Source organism: Neptuniibacter marinus (genome assembly GCF_001597725.1).
Taxonomy (GTDB): Bacteria; Pseudomonadota; Gammaproteobacteria; order Pseudomonadales; family Balneatricaceae; genus Neptuniibacter; species Neptuniibacter marinus.
The window spans coordinates 25,712-43,516 of record NZ_LUTR01000027.1 but is presented as its reverse complement, the minus strand read 5'-3'; the positions used below and the strand labels follow the sequence as shown (position 1 = coordinate 43,516).

The window sequence follows — 17,805 nt, the reverse complement described above, 5'->3', positions numbered from 1 at the left end:
ATTCAGCGCTGCTTTGCAGGCCTCCCTTAGCAAGGACGGCGAATTATAGACACTTCCCAAACAACGTCAACAGGCAATCTTAAAAAACTGTGAAATAAAGGTAAAAAGATTAAATAAGCGAGCAATCATCAGAAAACTGGTTAGCCCGCGATCAATTTTACCTAAAACATCTATTGTAGATACAAAAATGCCGCTTAGTTACATAAGCGGCACCCGAATACTCTCTTCAATTAAACAGAGGAGCTTTTAATCTTTCATATCTCTCATCGTCCGCTCAAAATCTTCTTCGTATGTATAGTCATCATCGTCGTTTTTTTCTTCGCTATCGTCAGCGTCGCCATCTTCTTCATCTTTAGTAGGCTTCACGAAAATAACACCTAAGATAATTCCAGCTTCGAAGAGTAGCCACATAGGTAGTGCCAATAAACTTTGCGAAATGACATCGGGCGGCGTCAACAACATACCTAAAACAAAACAGCCAACAATCACATAGGCACGCTTATTCCGTAACCCTTTAACGGTAGCCGCACCTGACCAGATCAACAATAAGGTGGCTATAGGTATTTCAAAAACAATTCCAAATGCAAAGAATAGTTTTAGAACAAAATTTAAATAACTGCTGATATCCGTCATCACTGCCACATTTTCCGGCCCAACACTGGTAAAGAAACCAAAGATCAGTGGAAATACAACAAAATAAGCAAAGGCAATGCCTGCATAAAACAGAAAAATACTAGAAGCCAGCAAAGGGACAGCAAATTTCTTTTCGTGCTGATAGAGGCCCGGCGCAATAAATCCCCAGATTTGATGCAATATAAAAGGCATTGCTACAAAAATTGCCGCAACAAGCGTCAACTTGAATGGCGCAAAAAATGGCGAAGTCACATCGGTTGCTATCATGCTAGTGCCTTCCGGCAGCAATGCAGTCAGGGGTGTAGATAGATAGGTATAAAGGTCATTGGCAAAATAGAACAACCCTAAAAAAACACCAAAGATGATTAATAATACGTACATTAATCGCTGGCGCAGCTCGACAAGGTGACTAATTAAAGGCAACTCTTGATCTTTCTCTGAGGCTTTCTGCTGATTACTCATTACTTATCAACCTTGCCCATTTCGTCACCGGCTACCGTATCAGTCTTTGCTAACGTCCCTTCTGACTCCTTCAACTCTTCAGGCGATGTCGTTTTTGCCGCAATAGGTGAATCATCATCCAATACACCAAACGGCTGGCGCATATCGTTCAGCTCTTTTTCTAGTTCATCTTTTTTAATCGATGTCGCCCTTCTTACCTCATCAATTCTAAGCTCTTCACTTATCTCTGATTGAATAGCACCGACGGTACGCCGAATACGACTCACCCAGAGGCCGAGAGTCCGTACAGCAGACGGCAGCTTTTCTGGGCCCAGAACAACCAATGCGACGACCGCAACAATCAATATTTCGGCGAAACCGATATCAAACATTTATCGTGGCCAACTATTTATCAGTTTTCTGTTCTTCTTTTACATCTGCTTTATTCGCATCAGTAAAATCGGCATCATCCTGCTTTAACTGTTTATTATCAGCTTCTTCCTGAGCTTTTTCTTCATCACTCATCGCTTTTTTGAAGCCTTTGACTGCTCCACCTAAGTCACTGCCAATATTTTTGAATTTTTTAGTACCAAAAATCAAAACAATAATGGCAAGAACAATCAGAAGCTGCCAAATACTAATACCGCCTAAACCCATTGTTATTCTCCGTCGTGAAATCAGAGGCGATAAGATCACCTTAATTTATCAAATAGACCTTAGCCTTTTACTCTCGATGCTTTTTCTTCTAAGCCAGAAAGGTCAAAGCGTCGCGCCAATTCATCTAATACTACCTGAGGATTCTCACCTAAATGTGACAACACAACTAGACTATGAAACCAAAGGTCGGCTGTTTCATAAATAACATCTTTGTTATCACCACTAACCTGCGCATCTTTTGCAGCCAGTATAGTTTCGGTCGCCTCTTCGCCCACTTTTTCAAGAATTTTATTCAAACCTTTCGCATGTAAGCTTGAGACATATGAACTATCTGGAGATGCAGATTTCCGCTCTTCTAATACCTTGCCCAGCTGAGTTAATACATCACTCATCTCATATCGCTCTTTTATCTATGCTAATTTTTGTTGCGGAAGCATACCCGAACAATATTACTTCCACCATACCCAGAGGGATAGCCTAATCTCGTTTAAATAAAAGTGCACCACCCAAAATAGCCAAAAGCCAACTACTTACAGGTAACTCACACAACCAAACCTGTAGTTCTGGACTCGCTGTAATAACACTACCGCCAATAAAAAGTATCGCTAGATAGGTACGATGCTTACTCTTAGCCTCTAACTCATCTTTCGCTTGTTGATAAGCACGCAGATCCCTTAGTCTAATATTATCTAAATTACGCACCTGATTTAGAGCATCAAAGACAAGTTGCGGCATATGAGGAAGTTTTTCTAACCAATCGGGGGCTTGCTGCTTAATAGTGCGGTAAACGCCTTTCGGCCCCATACGCTCTTTCATCCAGTTTTCCAGGAAAGGCTTTGCGGTTTTCCATAGATCAAGGTCGGGGTAAAGCTGTCGGCCTAGCCCTTCGATATTTAACAATGTTTTTTGGAGCAATACCAGCTGTGGCTGCACTTCCATATTAAAACGCCGTGCAGTCTGAAATAGCCCAAGTAAAACTTGCCCAAAAGAGATCTCTTTTAATGGCTTTTCAAATATAGGCTCACAGACACTTCTAATCGCTGTTTCAAATGCATCAACATTAGTATCTGCAGGCACCCAACCTGAATCCACATGCAGTTGAGCAACTAAACGATAATCTCTCTTAAAGAAAGCTAAGAAGTTTCGTGCAAGGTAACTTTGATCTTCCGGTGTCAACGAACCAATAATCCCAAAATCCACCGCTATATATTGGGGCTGCGAAGGGTTGTTGCGAGAAACGAAAATATTGCCTGGGTGCATATCGGCATGAAAGAAGCTATCCCTAAACACTTGGGTAAAAAAGATCTCTACGCCCCGCTCTGCAAGCAACTTCATGTCTGTATGTTGAGCCGCTAACTGTTCAAGATCGGCCACAGGAATGCCGTGGATACGCTCCATAACGAGCACATTTGAACGGGTAAAATCCCAGTAAATTTCGGGGATATAGAGAACATCACTATTATCAAAATTACGTCGTAGCTGCGAACCATTAGCCGCTTCTTTACGCAGATCTAATTCATCAAAGATAGTTTGCTCATATTCAGCCACAACCTCTACAGGCCGAAGACGCCTTCCCTCAGCCCAAACGCCATGTACAAGGCGCGCTAAGGTAAATAGGAGATCTACATCTTTTCTAATCGTTTTGCTAATTCCTGGACGGATAACCTTAACAACCACATCTCGCCCATCAAACATAGTCGCTTCATGAACTTGAGCAACGGACGCCGACGCCAATGGCTCAACCTCAAACCGGCAAAATAGCTCAGACACGGGCTGCCCCAATGCAGTTTCAATTAAACTCTGGGCTTGAGGGCCTGAAAAAGGAGGCACTCGATCTTGTAATTTTTTCAACTCTGCCGCGAGTTCATCGGAAAGAAGATCTCTGCGAGTGGAAAGCATTTGACCAAATTTAACAAAAACAGGTCCTAAAGCCTCTAAAGCCAATCGGATACGAACCGCTTCCGGCTTAGATGCGCGAATAAACAAACGCCAAGGTAATAACCAAAATAAAATACGAACGTACCAAGGTAAAGACAACCCTAAAAATATCGTATCAAGACGATAACGAGCAAACACTTGGATTATTCTTAGAATACGTGAAAGACGCTTCACAGCAGAGGAACCTTAATTAAAAATTATATTAATACAACAAAGACAGCAGCAGATGCTAGTTAGCTCGGACTAAATTACGACCATCTTCCTTAGCTTGATACAGTGCCGCATCAGCGCGGTTAAAAGCTTCCTCTAAAGAATCACCTTCTTTAATCTCAGTCACCCCGAAAGACATTGTGATCCCAACAGGCTTACCATGAAAATTAAATGGGCTTTTCGCCAATGAAAGTCTTAGTTTATTCATCGCCTGCACGGCTTCAGTGACCGATGTTGAGGGAAGGATAATAACAAACTCTTCACCTCCATAACGAGCAACAAAGTCAGTCACTCTAATACTTTTGGTAATAACCTTAGCAACTAAACGTAAAACCTTATCACCGGCAAGATGTCCAAAGTTATCATTTACACTTTTGAAAAGATCTAGGTCCGCAACAACAACAGTAAACGCCGTACGGTAGCGCGACCAACGCTCATATTCTTGGACAATATATTCATCATACGCGGCACGGTTTGGTAAGCCAGTCAACGGATCAGTCCTTGCGCGCAGACGCTCCTCTTCCATATGAGCTTTCACCTTGCGGGTTTCTTGCTCCATCTCATCAACTTTTGAGATTAGATCCTCATATCGACCTTGCAACCGACTTTCACGCTCCTCCTCTTTCTTTTTAAAGCTGTCCATTGCTCGCATCAAACCGGTTAACTGAAACGAGACCGCGTTTTTGAGATCCTTTAAATCATTCGTATTTTTAACCGTATGGTTCAGTTGCTTAACATCTTGGCGCACTTGCTGGTCAAGCTCTCGCTGATTCTGACCAATCTCTTGCTGCTCTTGACGGCTATCCACAACAAAGGTCTGAACTTCGGTCAATCTAGAGCTTAATTCTACTAAATAATTTTCAAAATCATCGCTAGTATTACTAGTCGACTTGATAACCAATTGAACAATAAGGTGAACTATCTCAGGTAAATGGGGCAGCTCAAAACCTTTTTCAATACGTTGAACTAACTCTCGTGCATCAGGCGCATCTTCTTTCGGAACGCTAAGCCCACTTATAAGCTCAAGAAGCTCGGTCCCTATATGTTTTAACAGTATGCGAACTTCCTCACCGAGCGCATCGGTAGAGGCGGTGTTGTCTAAAGAGAAATGACTCTTTTCAAAAGCCGTATCACCCTCACTGCCGCTCTCAACATGACTTTGCAACTCAATCAAGTCATCAAGTAAACCCGGCAGCCCATAAATTTTATCATTGATGTCATGACTTCGAGTTTCAAGCGAATCAAGAACATTCTGGGCACCGCTACTTTGTACTTGGGTACGTAACATGCGTACCCACTTTAACAGTGCAGCAACAACCTCTTGCGCTTGCTTATCCTTAACCTCAACTCTACTTTTAACTTGCTTTTCAACACGTTTGGTCGTTTGCCTCAAAGCAGATAGGTTTTCCATACACGCTTTCTGCAGTAGAGGCTTCAACTGGGATAATTCAGTATCAAACTGCGGACTTTCCCCTTCTAGGGCAACCGTCAAATAGCTAGCAAGTTGACGCAGCTGACTCTCAACATCGGCACTTTTGCGCTCTTGTTGTTCCAACTCTTGAGTCAATTCCCTATATTTCTTTTTCCAATCAACTTTTTCTTCTGCCACTCTAAATCCCCAGGACATCGAAACCAAAAATCCAGTCTGAACTTATGTTAGTCTAACTAACTAATTCGCACTAGGGCTTATAGCAAACAGATATAAAAAAACGCCCATGAAGGGCGTTTTTTTAAATCTTTAGGTTTACTCGGCTGCGGAGCGTTCCTTCTCAATTAGGAAATTCACTACTTTTAACATCTCTTGCTGACCACCCGCCATCTGAGCACTAATGCGATACTTGCCATTAACAATCATTGCCGGTACACCTTCAACACCGTAACCACGCAGCTTAGAGTCGCCTTGCTTTAGCTTCATGTTAACCGCAAAGGAGTTATACATTTTATCAAACTGGCCACGATCAAGGCCTAAATTTGCGTAAAACTCAGAAAAGTCATTCATACCAGAAAAGCGACGACGCTCAACATGAATCGCATGAAAAGTAGCTTCATGCGTTTTATCTAACGTTTTCATAAGCTCTGATGCATAAAAAGCACGTGCCATCGGCTCCCAGCTACGCCCAAAAACTACAGGGATACGAACAAAGTTCACATCATCCGCTTGATTACTGTTCCAGCTTTTAATGTAAGGCTCGAAGCTATTACAGTGGGGACATGGATAACCAAACATCTCAACCACTTCTACCTTACTCTGATCAATCGTGCGTACAGGCGTTGTTAACTTAACGTAGTGCACACCCTCACGGTAATCTTCTGCTTGAACAAGTAACGGCAAAAACAAAGCGATCAATATAAAGCCAATTTTTTTCATTCTATTTTATGCTCCGAACAATCAACTGAATTAAGAATAGACATAACAGCAGACGATAAAGTTCCATCTTGTCAGAAAAACATCTACAAAAAAAGGCAGCTTACGCTGCCTTTTTTTAACTCGAACTGAATTTATTTACTCAGTCCTTGGATATAACTAGCAACTGCTTTAATTTCTGCATCGCTTAGTTTACCAGCGGTATCACGCATCATACCTTGAGGATCGTTAGCACGTTCACCTGTACGGAAAGCATGTAACTGTTTTTCTGTATATGCAGCGTGCTGTCCACCAATAGCAGGGAAACCAGCTTGGTCGTTACCTTGACCTGTTGGAGCGTGGCATGCTGTACAAGCAGCAACACCTTTAGCAGCAATACCGGAACGGTAGATCTTCTCGCCTTGCTCAACTAAATCTTTGGCAGCGTGTCCTACTGTACCTTGCTGTTTTGCAAAGTAAGCAGCGATATCAGCTATATCTTGATCACTTAACGCATCAAGTAGGCCTGTCATTTCCACAATTGGGCGAGTGCCTGCTTTAATTTCATTAAGCTGTTTGATCAGATAAGCTTCATTCTGACCTGCTAATTTAGGGAAGTTTGCTATAGCGCTGTTACCGTCAGCACCGTGACAAGCTCCACACACAGCCGTTTTGCCTTTTCCTGCAGCGGCATCACCTGCCGCATGAGCTACACCAGTAAGACCTATGGTCACAAGCAAGCTAATCAGTAGTTTATTCATCGACGAACCCAGACTCTTGATTAAAATTATGTTTGATCTATGTAAAACACTAATAGTTTTACGTTGACCAATGTTATCCTCACTTCCCTGCAGACTAGAGCTAAATCCTGATCGCAGGTAAAATTGGCGCAATTATAAACCAATATCCACACAAACTGGAACGACAATCTCTGTTCCTTTAGTAGCGATTACCAAAAAAGCGGCCCAAAATATGTCATCAGATCAATTAACCGTTCACTATAACAGCGCACGATTTAATAAAAGCGCGGCAAAATTACATCAGTGTCCGGAAGATGTAGGCGCCGAAGTTGCGTTTGCTGGCCGCTCAAATGCGGGCAAATCTAGCGCGATTAACACACTTACAAACAACGGGAAATTAGCCCGCACATCAAAAACACCTGGCCGAACCCAGTTAATAAACTTTTTCGATCTCAATATTGAAGATTTACGTATCGTCGACCTACCAGGTTACGGATACGCTAAAGTCCCCATTGAGATGAAACAGCATTGGCAGCAACATCTTGATGAATATCTGCAAAAGCGTCAATGCTTGCAAGGAGTCGTATTAGTTATGGATATACGTCATCCGATGAAAGAGTTCGATCACATGATGATCGGCTGGTGCCAATCCTCCCATATGCCACTACATGTATTATTGACCAAAGCTGACAAGTTAAAGAAAGGGCCCGCTCAATCAACACTGCTAAAAATCCGCAAGGAACTTAGTGAAGTATTAGGTGACCTTGTGACAGTGCAAACATTCTCCGCACTGAAAAAGCAAAATGTTGATCAACTTCGTCAGCGGTTAGATAGCTGGCTTCTACCTGAGAATGATCAACCTGAAATGGAATAGCTGAGATTTAGAAGGCAAAAAAGAGCCCTGGGAATCGTTAAAAGAGTAACGACTGATACCGCAGGGCTTTAATACATACTCGCTGGAAAGAGCTACAGCTAGAATAAATGTAAAAAATATAGCTCTAAATCTGTGACGCTTGTTTATAGCAATAGTTCAATCTAAATATAAATTTAATGAGCCTGTTCCCAATTATCACCTACGCCGGCTTCAACTAAGAGTGGTACATCCAAATCAGCAGCTCCCGTCATCTGCCGCTTTACCTCGCCCACAAAATCATCAACCTGATCTTCACGTACCTCGAAGACCAACTCATCATGCACCTGCATAATCATACGAACATCATAATCAGCTCTCGCTAACCAATTATCCACAGATACCATTGCCCGTTTGATAATATCGGCAGCTGTTCCCTGCATAGGTGCATTGATCGCGGTTCGCTCTGCCGCTTGTCGACGTATCGCATTTTTAGCTTTGATCTCAGGAAGATATAACCGACGGCCAAATAAGGTTTCTACATAACCCTGCTCCTGCGCCTTAACACGCACATCATCCATATAGTTCTGCACATCAGGATAGGTAGCAAAATAATGCTCTATATATAGTCCTGCCTCTTTGCGACTAATGCCGAGCTGCTTAGCTAAACCAAAAGCCGACATCCCATAGATTAAGCCAAAGTTGATCGCTTTAGCACTACGTCGCTGATCACTGCTTACCTCGCTGAGTTCAACCTTAAATACCTCCGCTGCCGTCGCACTATGAATATCGGCTCCTTTAGAGAAGGCTTCTAACAACCCTTTATCCTGCGATAGATGCGCCATAATCCGCAGCTCAATTTGCGAGTAATCCGCAGCAACAATTTTATACCCTTCAGGCGCGATAAAAGCATGACGAATTCGGCGCCCTTCTTGTGTACGAACAGGAATATTCTGTAGATTCGGGTCCGTTGAAGATAACCGTCCTGTCGCAGTCACCGCTTGGTGATAGGAGGTATGGATACGTTGAGTACGTGGATTGATCATCAACGGCAGCTTGTCGGTATAGGTCGATTTCAATTTGCTTAGACTACGATGCTCCAAGATCAATTTAGGGAGCGGGTATTCAAGTGCTAGCTCTTGCAACACCTCTTCCGCTGTAGACGGCGCCCCTTTTGGCGTCTTTTTAATGACAGGGATTTCTTGTTCTTCAAACAATATCTGCTGAAGCTGCTTGGGCGAGGCTAAATTAAATTCTTTACCTGCAATCTCGTAGGCTTCCCGCTCCAATTCAATCATGCGAGCAGCCAGCTCAATACTTTGTTCCCCTAGCACATTAGGGTCTACTAAAGCGCCGTTACGCTCTATATGAGAAAGCACAGAAATTAATGGTTTTTCAATCTCAGAAAAGACCTTAGATAACTTTTCATCTTTGCTAAGTTGCGCAGCAATTGCTTGATGTAATCTCAGGGTAACATCCGCATCTTCAGCGGCGTAAGGGCCCGCTTGTTCCAGTTCAATCTGATTAAATGTCAGCTGTTTTTTACCTTTGCCGGCAATATCTTCAAACTTAACCGTTTTAATACCTAAATAACGATCGGCTAAACTGTCCATATCATGGCGCGATGCGGTCGAGTTGAGCACATAAGATTCCAGCATTGTATCAAAGGCAATACCTTGCATCTCAATGCCGTAATTAGCCAATACATTCATGTCGTATTTAATGTGCTGACCTACTTTCTTATGCTCACTGCTTTCCAATAAAGGTTTTAATTTTTCTAACAAGCGCTCACGACTAATCTGTTCAGGCGCTCCCATATAATCATGTGCAACAGGAACATAAGCCGCGTAGCCCGCTTCAACCGCAAAAGAAACGCCTACCAACTCAGCTTCCATATAGTTCAAACTGGTGGTTTCTGTATCAAAAGCAAACAATTCAGCTGTGGATAACTTTTCAATCCAACGATCTAATTCCGATTCTTCAAAGATAACTTCATATTCAACTTTTTCAGGCGCTACTGGCATCGCACTGTTTTCCGCAACTAACTCAGCAGAAGCTCCACCTCCGGATTGAAGATCTACAAGCCAGGAACGGAACTCGAACTCTTCGAAGAGTTTTATTAAAGCCTCAGTGTCAGGTTCAGGCTTTTTAAAGTCCGATATAGTTTCATGTAACTCAACATCAAGCTTAATCGTTGCCAATAGATAGGAGAGTTCCGCTTTATCTTTATTCTCTTCTAGTTTTTTAGCCATGGTCTTTGCACCACGGAAACCTAAATCAGCAACTTTATCGAGGTTTTCATATAAGTCTTTAATGCCACCAATACCCTGCAAGAGCGCCAGTGCCGTTTTTTCACCAACACCAGCCACCCCTGGTATGTTATCCACCTTATCCCCCATTAATGCGAGAAAGTCGATGATGAGTTCAGGTGGAATACCAAATTTTTCATTGACACCATCAACATCCATTAATGTATCGGTCATGGTATTAATGAGCGTGACATGCTTATTTACGAGCTGCGCCATATCTTTATCGCCCGTAGAAATAATCGTATCAACGCCTTGTTGGCTTGCTTGATAGGCAAGCGTTCCAATAACATCATCCGCTTCAACTCCATCTTCTACAATCAGAGGCATACCCATCGCCTTCACTATCTGGTGAATTGGTTCTACTTGACTGCGAAGATCATCTGGCATCGGCGGGCGTTGCGCTTTATAGTCGCTATAAATATCATCACGAAAGGTTTTTCCTTTTGCGTCAAAGATGACAGCTATAGGGCTATCTGGATACTGCTTAATCAGGCTTTTTAGCATAGAAGTGACCACTCGGATCGCTCCAGTAGGCACACCAGCTGAATTTCTTAAGTCTGCTTGCTGAGAAGCAAAAAAAGCGCGGTATAAATACGAGGAGCCGTCGACTAGAATAAGAGGAGAGTTGGATATTTGGCGCTGTTCGCTCATCTGTAAACCCGAGTTAGTTATCATCAGGGACTGATCATAGTCGATAAATTAAATCGCCTAAAGAAGAAGTCTTCATATATTTAAAGAAGGAAGCGTTATGAAAAAGCTACTATTAGCTGCTTTACTATTAATTACACCTCTCGCACAAGCGGAAGTACCTCCCCTTGTAGATGAAAATGAGCCACAGATCACTATCTACAATGATTCAGATAAAACCTACTACGAGTACCGCATAAACGGTGAATTAAAAGAGATTAAAGTGGTTCCAAAACAGGGCAAAGAATATTACCTAGTGCCTGCACCGGGTGAAGGCAATTTTATCCGCCAAGAAGCGTCGCAAATGTTAATCCCTAAATGGGTGCTATTCCGCTGGTAATTACAGCAATCACTAACCACTATTTGAGTAACACTTTTGGCTGTTTATACACAACTACATGAAGATGATCTGAACCAATTTCTACGCGATTTTGATCTTGGTTTTTTGGTCAACTTTAAGGGTATTGAAGGCGGTATTGAAAATACCAATTATTTCCTATCCCTGGAAAAGCAAGGCATACAAAAGGAGTATGTGCTTACTCTTTTTGAAGAGCTCAATTATGAAGAGCTTCCCTACTTTGTCGAGCTTTGCCAATGGTTATCCGATAGAGATATAGATGTGCCTTTTGCGATACATGATCGTAATGGTATCGGCCTTAAAAAATTAAAAAACCGTCCAGCAGCCATCCAACCTCGCTTCTACGGCGAACATGTTGGTCAATCAGAGTTAACAGCGGAACACTGTGCGGCTATTGGTAAAGTTTTAGGCGAGTTCCACGTTGCCGCCGCCGACTTCTATTTAAAACGGCAAGCACACCGCGGTGTTTTCTGGTGGCGTCGAGAAAGTGAGCTGATTGCACCTAAGCTATCGACGGATGACCAAAAGTTATTAAAAGAGGAAGTACAACGCTTTGATCAACTTAGAGATAACCCGAGTGATATAAAAGTAGGCACAATTCACGGTGACCTATTCCATGACAATGTGCTTTTTCAGGGAACCGATGTCAGCGCTGTATTAGATCTATACAACGCAGCTACCGGCTTTCTGTTATTCGATCTAGCGATTGTTGCTAATGATTGGTGTAGCAACCCCGACGGTTCAATTGACCACCAACGGGAGGAGGCTCTACTCAAGGCTTACAATGAAGCTCGCCCATTCACTGAAGGAGACCGAGAAGCTTGGGCAGTGCTGAGCTGTACCGCCGCCATGCGCTTTTGGCTCTCGCGACTCATTCCTTGGTTAGATCAAAATAGTGAACAAAAACTAAAAGATCCTGATGAGCTCAAACGAATTTTACTATTCAGGCGCCAACACCCCAGCCAATTGCCCGACTAATTTACGCCAGCCCCCCCTGTATATAGATCTTTTCATCTTACAGGGGCTTTAACCTTCTATGCATTAAGGTAATTCATCTCATCCATCCCCCTTAGTTACTATTAAACTCCATAGCAACTGTTATAATCCTTCACTGATTATTTATACAGTGACTGAAGAGTAGCAATGGACGTAACCCATATAATCGATTCGCTAAATGATGCCCAGCGTAGCGCCGTAACAGCGCCCGTACAGAACCTCCTTGTCCTTGCTGGCGCAGGTTCTGGTAAAACTCGCGTACTGGTCCATCGTATTGCATGGCTTATTCAGATCGAAAAGATGTCACCCTACTCGATTATGGCTGTTACCTTTACCAACAAAGCCGCCAAAGAGATGCGTGGCCGTATAGAAGAGTTGCTCGGCATTAATCCACAAGGCATGTGGGTTGGCACGTTCCATGGTTTAGCCCATCGTTTATTACGTGCTCACTGGCAAGATGCAGGGTTACAAGAAAACTTCCAAATTATGGATAGCGATGACCAGCTTCGTGTCATCAAGCGTCTAGCAAAAGAGATGAACTTGGATGATAAGCGCTGGCCAGCGCGCCAATTCCAGTGGTACATCAACGATAAAAAAGATGAAGGCTTACGCTCAAAACATATAGAGCCCCGTAACGATCCAACTGATCGAAATATGCTTTCCATGTATCAAGCCTATGAAGCCGCTTGTGAACGAGGCGGTATGATAGATTTTGGCGAGCTATTACTACGCTCACTGGAACTACTAAGAGATAAAAACCCTGCGCTACTCGCTCACTATCAGGAGCGTTTTCGTTACATTTTAGTAGATGAGTTTCAAGACACGAATAGCATCCAATATGCATGGTTACAGATGCTATGCGGTGGGCAACGTAAACTAATGGCAGTAGGCGATGATGACCAATCCATCTATGGCTGGCGTGGCGCAAAGATAGAAAATATTCAAAATCTTTCTATCCATTTCCCCGGCACAGAAACCATTAAACTTGAACAAAATTATCGCTCGACTGAAACAATTCTACGTGCAGCCAATGAAGTCATCCGTAATAACCAAGGCCGTCTAGGGAAAGAACTCCATACCGATGCAGGCGAAGGCGAAGCTATCTCGCTCTACTCTGCATTTAATGAGCAAGATGAAGCACGCTTTATCGTCGATCAGATTAGCAAATGGGTGCAAGACGGCAATGTGCGTAGAGAATGTGCCATTCTCTATCGCTCTAATGCTCAATCCCGGGTACTTGAAGAAGCACTGATTCGCAGTGGTGTTCCCTATCGTATATATGGCGGCCAACGCTTTTATGAACGCTTAGAAATTAAAAACGCCCTCTCTTACTTACGTTTACTTAACAATAGAGATGATGATACCTCCATGGAGCGTGTTATTAATGTGCCTACACGCGGTATAGGTACACGTACGGTGGAAATCATTCGTGAACATGCCCGTAGCCAATCGATCTCGATGTGGCGCGCATCAAATGAGATTGTAGAGCTAAAACGCTTGCCCGCTCGCGCCACCAATGCTCTACAGTCATTTATCGATTTAATTAACCAAATGGCACAAGACACCGAAGACACCCTGCTCCATGAACAAACAGAACATGTGATTCAACATGCAGGTTTGGTTGAACACCATAAAAAAGAGAAAGGCGAAAAAGCCCAGTCCCGAATCGAAAACTTAGAGGAACTCGTCACCGCTGCCAAGCAGTTTAACAGTCAGTGGGATGAGTTTTTGGATGAGGAGTTTAACTCTCCACTCGCCGCATTCTTAGATCAAGCAGCCTTAGACTCCGGCGACACCCAAGCTGATGATTTCCAAGATAGTGTCCAGTTAATGACCTTACATTCAGCCAAAGGCTTAGAATTCCCTCAAGTCTTCTTAGCGGGGGTTGAGGAAGGTCTCTTTCCACACAAGATGTCTATCGAGGAACCTGGCCGCCTCGAAGAGGAGCGCCGCCTCTGTTACGTCGGGATTACCCGCGCTATGCAAAAGCTCTACATCACTTATGCGGAATCACGCCGTTTACATGGCCAAGATAATTACAACCGCCCCTCTCGTTTCATTAAAGAGATTCCAAATGAACTGATTGAGGAGGTGCGCCTCAACGCTAGCGTTAGTCGGCCAATGACTAGCCGCTACAATGATTCTGGCAGTAGTCTATTTGGTAGTAACTCACTCAGTAGCAGTGAAATTCCCGAAACAAATCTGGCGCTAGGGCAACGTGTTAACCACAGTAAGTTTGGTGAAGGTACAGTGCTAAACTTTGAAGGGTCTGGTGCTAAAGCTCGAGTGCAAGTGAATTTCGACTATGAAGGGAGTAAATGGTTAGTGGTTGGGTTTGCAAATCTACAAACTATATAAAAAAACAGCCCTATTCTATATAGGATTAGGGTTATGATTTCCCCGAGCATTTCGCTGAAAAACGCTTGGGGTTGTGCCAAGTACACGTTTAAAGAATTTGATAAAGTTCGTCGTCTCACTAAAACCTAGATAAAACCCCACTTCAGCCACCGATGCACGACTATGCGCTAAAATTCGCTGTGCCTCCAAAGCAATACGACGATCTATAACTACTTTTGCAGAGACCCCTTCATATTTTAGACAGGCGCGACTTAAAGTACTTTGTGCATAACCTAGACGCTGCGCATAATAATTCAGACTATGCTGCGCAGTATATTGTTGCTCTAACAACTGAATAAAAAGCTGGTATGTCTTTTGTGATCGACTAGGCAGGCTGACCATTGATGAGAGCTGATCCTGCCAACGGGCTAAACGAAGCAAAATACTTAATACTTCATGCCTCACCAACGCAATATCCAACTGGGAGCCATTAAAAGCAGTAAAATCCCGCCTTAGTCTTAACAATGCAGCCAATAAGTCATCATAAAGCGAGCTAGGTAATAAGGTGCAATTCTGCCAACGATCAAGTGCCAGTAAGCTGCTATCCGCTGCATACATATTATCGCCATAAGGTAACGACTTAGGATCAATCAACACCACTTCAGCATCTAACTCAGCATAATCACTCCACTCCTGAACCTGACCTGGGCGCACAAACAGCAATGAGCCCGTCGATAACCCATACTCAACAAAATCCACACTATGCTTGCCGCTACCTGCTGTCACTAATATCAATATGTAAAACTCAAGCCGCTCGGCAACCGCTGGCAACTTATCACGCATATCTTCCAGCCGAATAGGCTCAATACCTAAAGCGGTTAGTTCTTTATTTTCAAATGAGGTCTGTTTAATCGGCTCCATCACTTTCCCAAATCACATATTTTTAATAAACGCTCGATTTTGATCATTATAAACAATATAGCTACCTCTCCATAAGGCACTATTTCTAAGAAGATAGCTAAAGAAAAAGAGAACTAGACATAAATACACCACGAGCTAATAGCGGTTTCTATCTTATTTGGACATAACCCACATGAACCTAAAAAACAGTAAAACAACAATGATCAAAACCATACGCTGCACGGTAATCGCCGGATTACTCGCCACTACATGCGTATCCAACACAATGGCAGAAACAGGAGAAACGCAAATGAGTTATAAACAAAAAGTGGTCGACTTGCTTAAAAGCATAGAGACGAATGAATCAAAGCCTGTCTCCTATATAAACCCTAACCAATATACACAACACAACTTAGCAGTTGCCGATGGTTTAAGCGGTTTCGGCGCAGTATTAGCTGCCCTACCGGCAAACTCAGCGAAGGTAAATACAGTCCGCGCATTCCAAGACGGTAACTACGTTTTCACCCATACGGAATATAATTTCTTTGGACCTAAAATAGGTTTTGATATTTTCCGTTTTGAAGATGATTTAATTGTTGAACATTGGGATAACCTTCAAGAGACACCGAAAACTACAAACCCGAGTGGTCGTACTATGATCGATGGTGCTCTAGAGGTAACAGACCTTAGCAAAAGTGCAGCCAACAAAACGCTCGTTACAAACTTTGTGACTGATATTTTACTCAATGGTGAAATGAGCAAACTACAAAGTTACTTTAATGGTGACCACTATATTCAACATAACCCTAATATTGCCGATGGTTTATCTGGATTAGGGGCAGCATTGGAAGCCCTTGCAAAACAAGGTATTCAGATGAAGTATGAAAAAGTCCACCACGTTCTGGGAGAAGGTAACTTTGTTTTAGTGGTGAGCGAAGGCAGTTTCGCAGAGCAACACACATCTTTTTATGACCTTTTTCGGGTAGAAAACGGAAAAATCGCCGAGCATTGGGACACCATCGAAGCAATACCAACCAAAGACACATGGAAAAACAACAACGGTAAATTTTAAACCTGATTAGCTTATAATCATCGGCTTATAAATAGTCACTAAAAGGCCCTCTGATATCTACAGTGTCGCGGAGGGTCTCTTACACCATATAGCCTAATAAAGCAGACAAGATCTATAGATAGATCATTCTTATTTGTCTCAACCCTTGTCTGATCTTACCATGCAAAAATAGACACAGTTTTTAGCAGTATAAAAGCCCCTTTCCTTGGTTTATCTGTACCGTTAAACCTACCTATCGAGATCAATATCAATTCAGGTTATACTTGTCAAAAAAGTGCGCGTTAGGTCCATAGGAAGCAATAAGACTATCTGAATTTTACCTTCCTCCCTCTAAATCTCATACAAAATAGATGCAGACCAATCACTGCTTATGGCAAGAATTAAACGGATTTTTTATAGACCTAAGCAACTCATCTGTCGATGGCTCTTGCCCTGTATAGCCTTATGCTTAACCTTTCTCAGCTATCCATTAGCGGCGGCAACGCTTGCGGTTATATACCCCGATCTACCACCACCCTACCAACAGGTTTTTGAACAAATAATTGAAGGGATTGAAACTCAGCATGTAGGGAAAGTGATTAAATACTCTATAGATAAACCTCTAGCTCCCGATGCCCTGCTAAACAAAATGGACACCGATGGTGTTGACCGAGTTATCACTTTAGGACGCAGAGGTTATGCATACAACAATACCCTCCGAGGAAAATACCCTTTTGTTACGGGGGCTCTACCTATAAGACCCAACGATATATCTGGTGTCAGCTTAATCGCAGATCCTGCAAACCTGTTTGATCAATTAAAAATACTATCGCCAAACACTCGCCAAGTTCACGTGGTATACACAGACCAAAGTGAATGGCTGATTGAAAAAGCACAACGCGCAGCCGCCAAAAAGAAGCTAAAGCTCATTACCGCTAAAGTTGCTGATTTAGGTGAGGCCGTTGAGCGCTATCAAACAATATTGCAAGAAGCGGACAGCCTGACTGATGCTATTTGGTTACCGTTAGATACGACCACTGCTAACGAAAACGTCATATTGCCCCTATTACTGCGCGAATCTTGGGATAGAAACTTTGTCGTTTTCTCGAGTAAACCAGGCCATGTCCGTCGTGGTTTCCTTTTTACCCTTTTCCCCGACAATATGCAGGATGGTTCCCGTTTGGCCCGTATGGTGGCAAATATGAAGAAGGGAGAGAAAGGTCCTGGTGTAGAACTATCCCTAACTCGACAAGTGGGTGTGAACTTGAGAACCGCCTCCCACTTAGGCTTAGAATATAACGCAACAATGAAAAACTCTTTTTATCAGACTTTTCCTCAATCCGGATTTTAGGGC

The 17,805-nt window shown here is 42.9% G+C and carries 16 protein-coding genes; 6 read left to right on the top strand and 10 right to left on the bottom strand.

What is annotated here, in order from left to right:
- Positions 1-246: 246 nt before the first annotated feature.
- The 8 genes from tatC to A3774_RS14460 all read right to left on the bottom strand — a co-directional run bounded on the left by tatC (position 247) and on the right by A3774_RS14460 (position 6,984).
- Positions 247-1,095, bottom strand: coding sequence for a twin-arginine translocase subunit TatC (gene tatC, locus A3774_RS14495; RefSeq protein ID WP_067869148.1), 849 nt, complete (start codon positions 1,093-1,095; stop codon positions 247-249).
- Positions 1,095-1,466: a Sec-independent protein translocase protein TatB gene (tatB, locus tag A3774_RS14490; RefSeq protein WP_067869146.1), complete on the bottom strand. Its 372-nt coding sequence runs from the start codon at positions 1,464-1,466 to the stop codon at positions 1,095-1,097. Before tatB ends, tatC begins: the two co-directional genes overlap by 1 nt.
- Before the next feature lie 13 nt (positions 1,467-1,479).
- Positions 1,480-1,731 carry a Sec-independent protein translocase subunit TatA gene (gene tatA, locus A3774_RS14485; protein WP_067869143.1) on the bottom strand — a complete coding sequence of 84 codons (252 nt, stop codon included), beginning with the start codon at positions 1,729-1,731 and terminating at the stop codon, positions 1,480-1,482.
- Between the two features lie 59 nt (positions 1,732-1,790).
- Positions 1,791-2,123 (bottom strand): phosphoribosyl-ATP diphosphatase, encoded by a 333-nt coding sequence (locus tag A3774_RS14480; protein ID WP_067869140.1) that lies wholly within the window; start codon positions 2,121-2,123, stop codon positions 1,791-1,793.
- A gap of 85 nt (positions 2,124-2,208) precedes the next feature.
- Positions 2,209-3,843: a ubiquinone biosynthesis regulatory protein kinase UbiB gene (ubiB, locus tag A3774_RS14475; RefSeq protein WP_067869137.1), complete on the bottom strand. Its 1,635-nt coding sequence runs from the start codon at positions 3,841-3,843 to the stop codon at positions 2,209-2,211.
- A gap of 55 nt (positions 3,844-3,898) precedes the next feature.
- The gene (locus tag A3774_RS14470) at positions 3,899-5,488 is read right to left on the bottom strand and encodes a GGDEF domain-containing protein (RefSeq protein WP_067869134.1); all 1,590 of its coding nucleotides are present in this window, start codon (positions 5,486-5,488) and stop codon (positions 3,899-3,901) included.
- Between the two features lie 135 nt (positions 5,489-5,623).
- A complete protein-coding gene (locus tag A3774_RS14465) occupies positions 5,624-6,247 on the bottom strand; it encodes a thiol:disulfide interchange protein DsbA/DsbL (RefSeq protein WP_067869131.1) in 624 nt (207 codons plus the stop codon).
- Positions 6,248-6,378: 131 nt separating this feature from the next.
- Positions 6,379-6,984 carry a c-type cytochrome gene (locus A3774_RS14460; protein WP_067869128.1) on the bottom strand — a complete coding sequence of 202 codons (606 nt, stop codon included), beginning with the start codon at positions 6,982-6,984 and terminating at the stop codon, positions 6,379-6,381.
- A gap of 211 nt (positions 6,985-7,195) precedes the next feature.
- Here A3774_RS14460 and yihA point away from each other — a divergent pair, with 211 nt between their 5' ends.
- Entirely contained in the window at positions 7,196-7,837 is a 642-nt protein-coding gene (yihA, locus tag A3774_RS14455) for a ribosome biogenesis GTP-binding protein YihA/YsxC (protein ID WP_067869125.1), read from the top strand.
- 173 nt (positions 7,838-8,010) lie between these two features.
- Here the strand turns inward: yihA and polA are convergent, their stop codons facing one another.
- Positions 8,011-10,773: a DNA polymerase I gene (gene polA / locus A3774_RS14450; protein WP_197468075.1), complete on the bottom strand. Its 2,763-nt coding sequence runs from the start codon at positions 10,771-10,773 to the stop codon at positions 8,011-8,013.
- Positions 10,774-10,870: 97 nt separating this feature from the next.
- On the opposite strand from polA, the gene A3774_RS14445 reads away from it, so the two are divergent.
- The 3 genes from A3774_RS14445 to uvrD all read left to right on the top strand — a co-directional run bounded on the left by A3774_RS14445 (position 10,871) and on the right by uvrD (position 14,521).
- Positions 10,871-11,149 carry a DUF2782 domain-containing protein gene (locus tag A3774_RS14445; protein ID WP_067869122.1) on the top strand — a complete coding sequence of 93 codons (279 nt, stop codon included), beginning with the start codon at positions 10,871-10,873 and terminating at the stop codon, positions 11,147-11,149.
- Positions 11,150-11,185: 36 nt separating this feature from the next.
- On the top strand, positions 11,186-12,145 hold the full coding sequence (locus A3774_RS14440; protein WP_067869119.1) for a homoserine kinase: 960 nt from the start codon (positions 11,186-11,188) through the stop codon (positions 12,143-12,145).
- Positions 12,146-12,310: 165 nt separating this feature from the next.
- Positions 12,311-14,521 carry a DNA helicase II gene (uvrD, locus tag A3774_RS14435; RefSeq protein WP_067869115.1) on the top strand — a complete coding sequence of 737 codons (2,211 nt, stop codon included), beginning with the start codon at positions 12,311-12,313 and terminating at the stop codon, positions 14,519-14,521.
- 15 nt (positions 14,522-14,536) lie between these two features.
- Here uvrD and A3774_RS14430 read toward each other — a convergent pair whose 3' ends face one another.
- Positions 14,537-15,421 (bottom strand): AraC family transcriptional regulator, encoded by an 885-nt coding sequence (locus A3774_RS14430; protein WP_067869112.1) that lies wholly within the window; start codon positions 15,419-15,421, stop codon positions 14,537-14,539.
- A 289-nt stretch (positions 15,422-15,710) separates the two neighbouring features.
- On the opposite strand from A3774_RS14430, the gene A3774_RS14425 reads away from it, so the two are divergent.
- Together A3774_RS14425 and A3774_RS14420 are read left to right on the top strand one after the other, a co-directional pair.
- Positions 15,711-16,472: a nuclear transport factor 2 family protein gene (locus A3774_RS14425; RefSeq protein WP_231867997.1), complete on the top strand. Its 762-nt coding sequence runs from the start codon at positions 15,711-15,713 to the stop codon at positions 16,470-16,472.
- A gap of 370 nt (positions 16,473-16,842) precedes the next feature.
- Complete coding sequence (locus tag A3774_RS14420; protein WP_082792454.1) at positions 16,843-17,802, top strand: ABC transporter substrate binding protein; 960 nt, start codon at positions 16,843-16,845, stop codon at positions 17,800-17,802.
- Positions 17,803-17,805 lie beyond the last annotated feature (3 nt).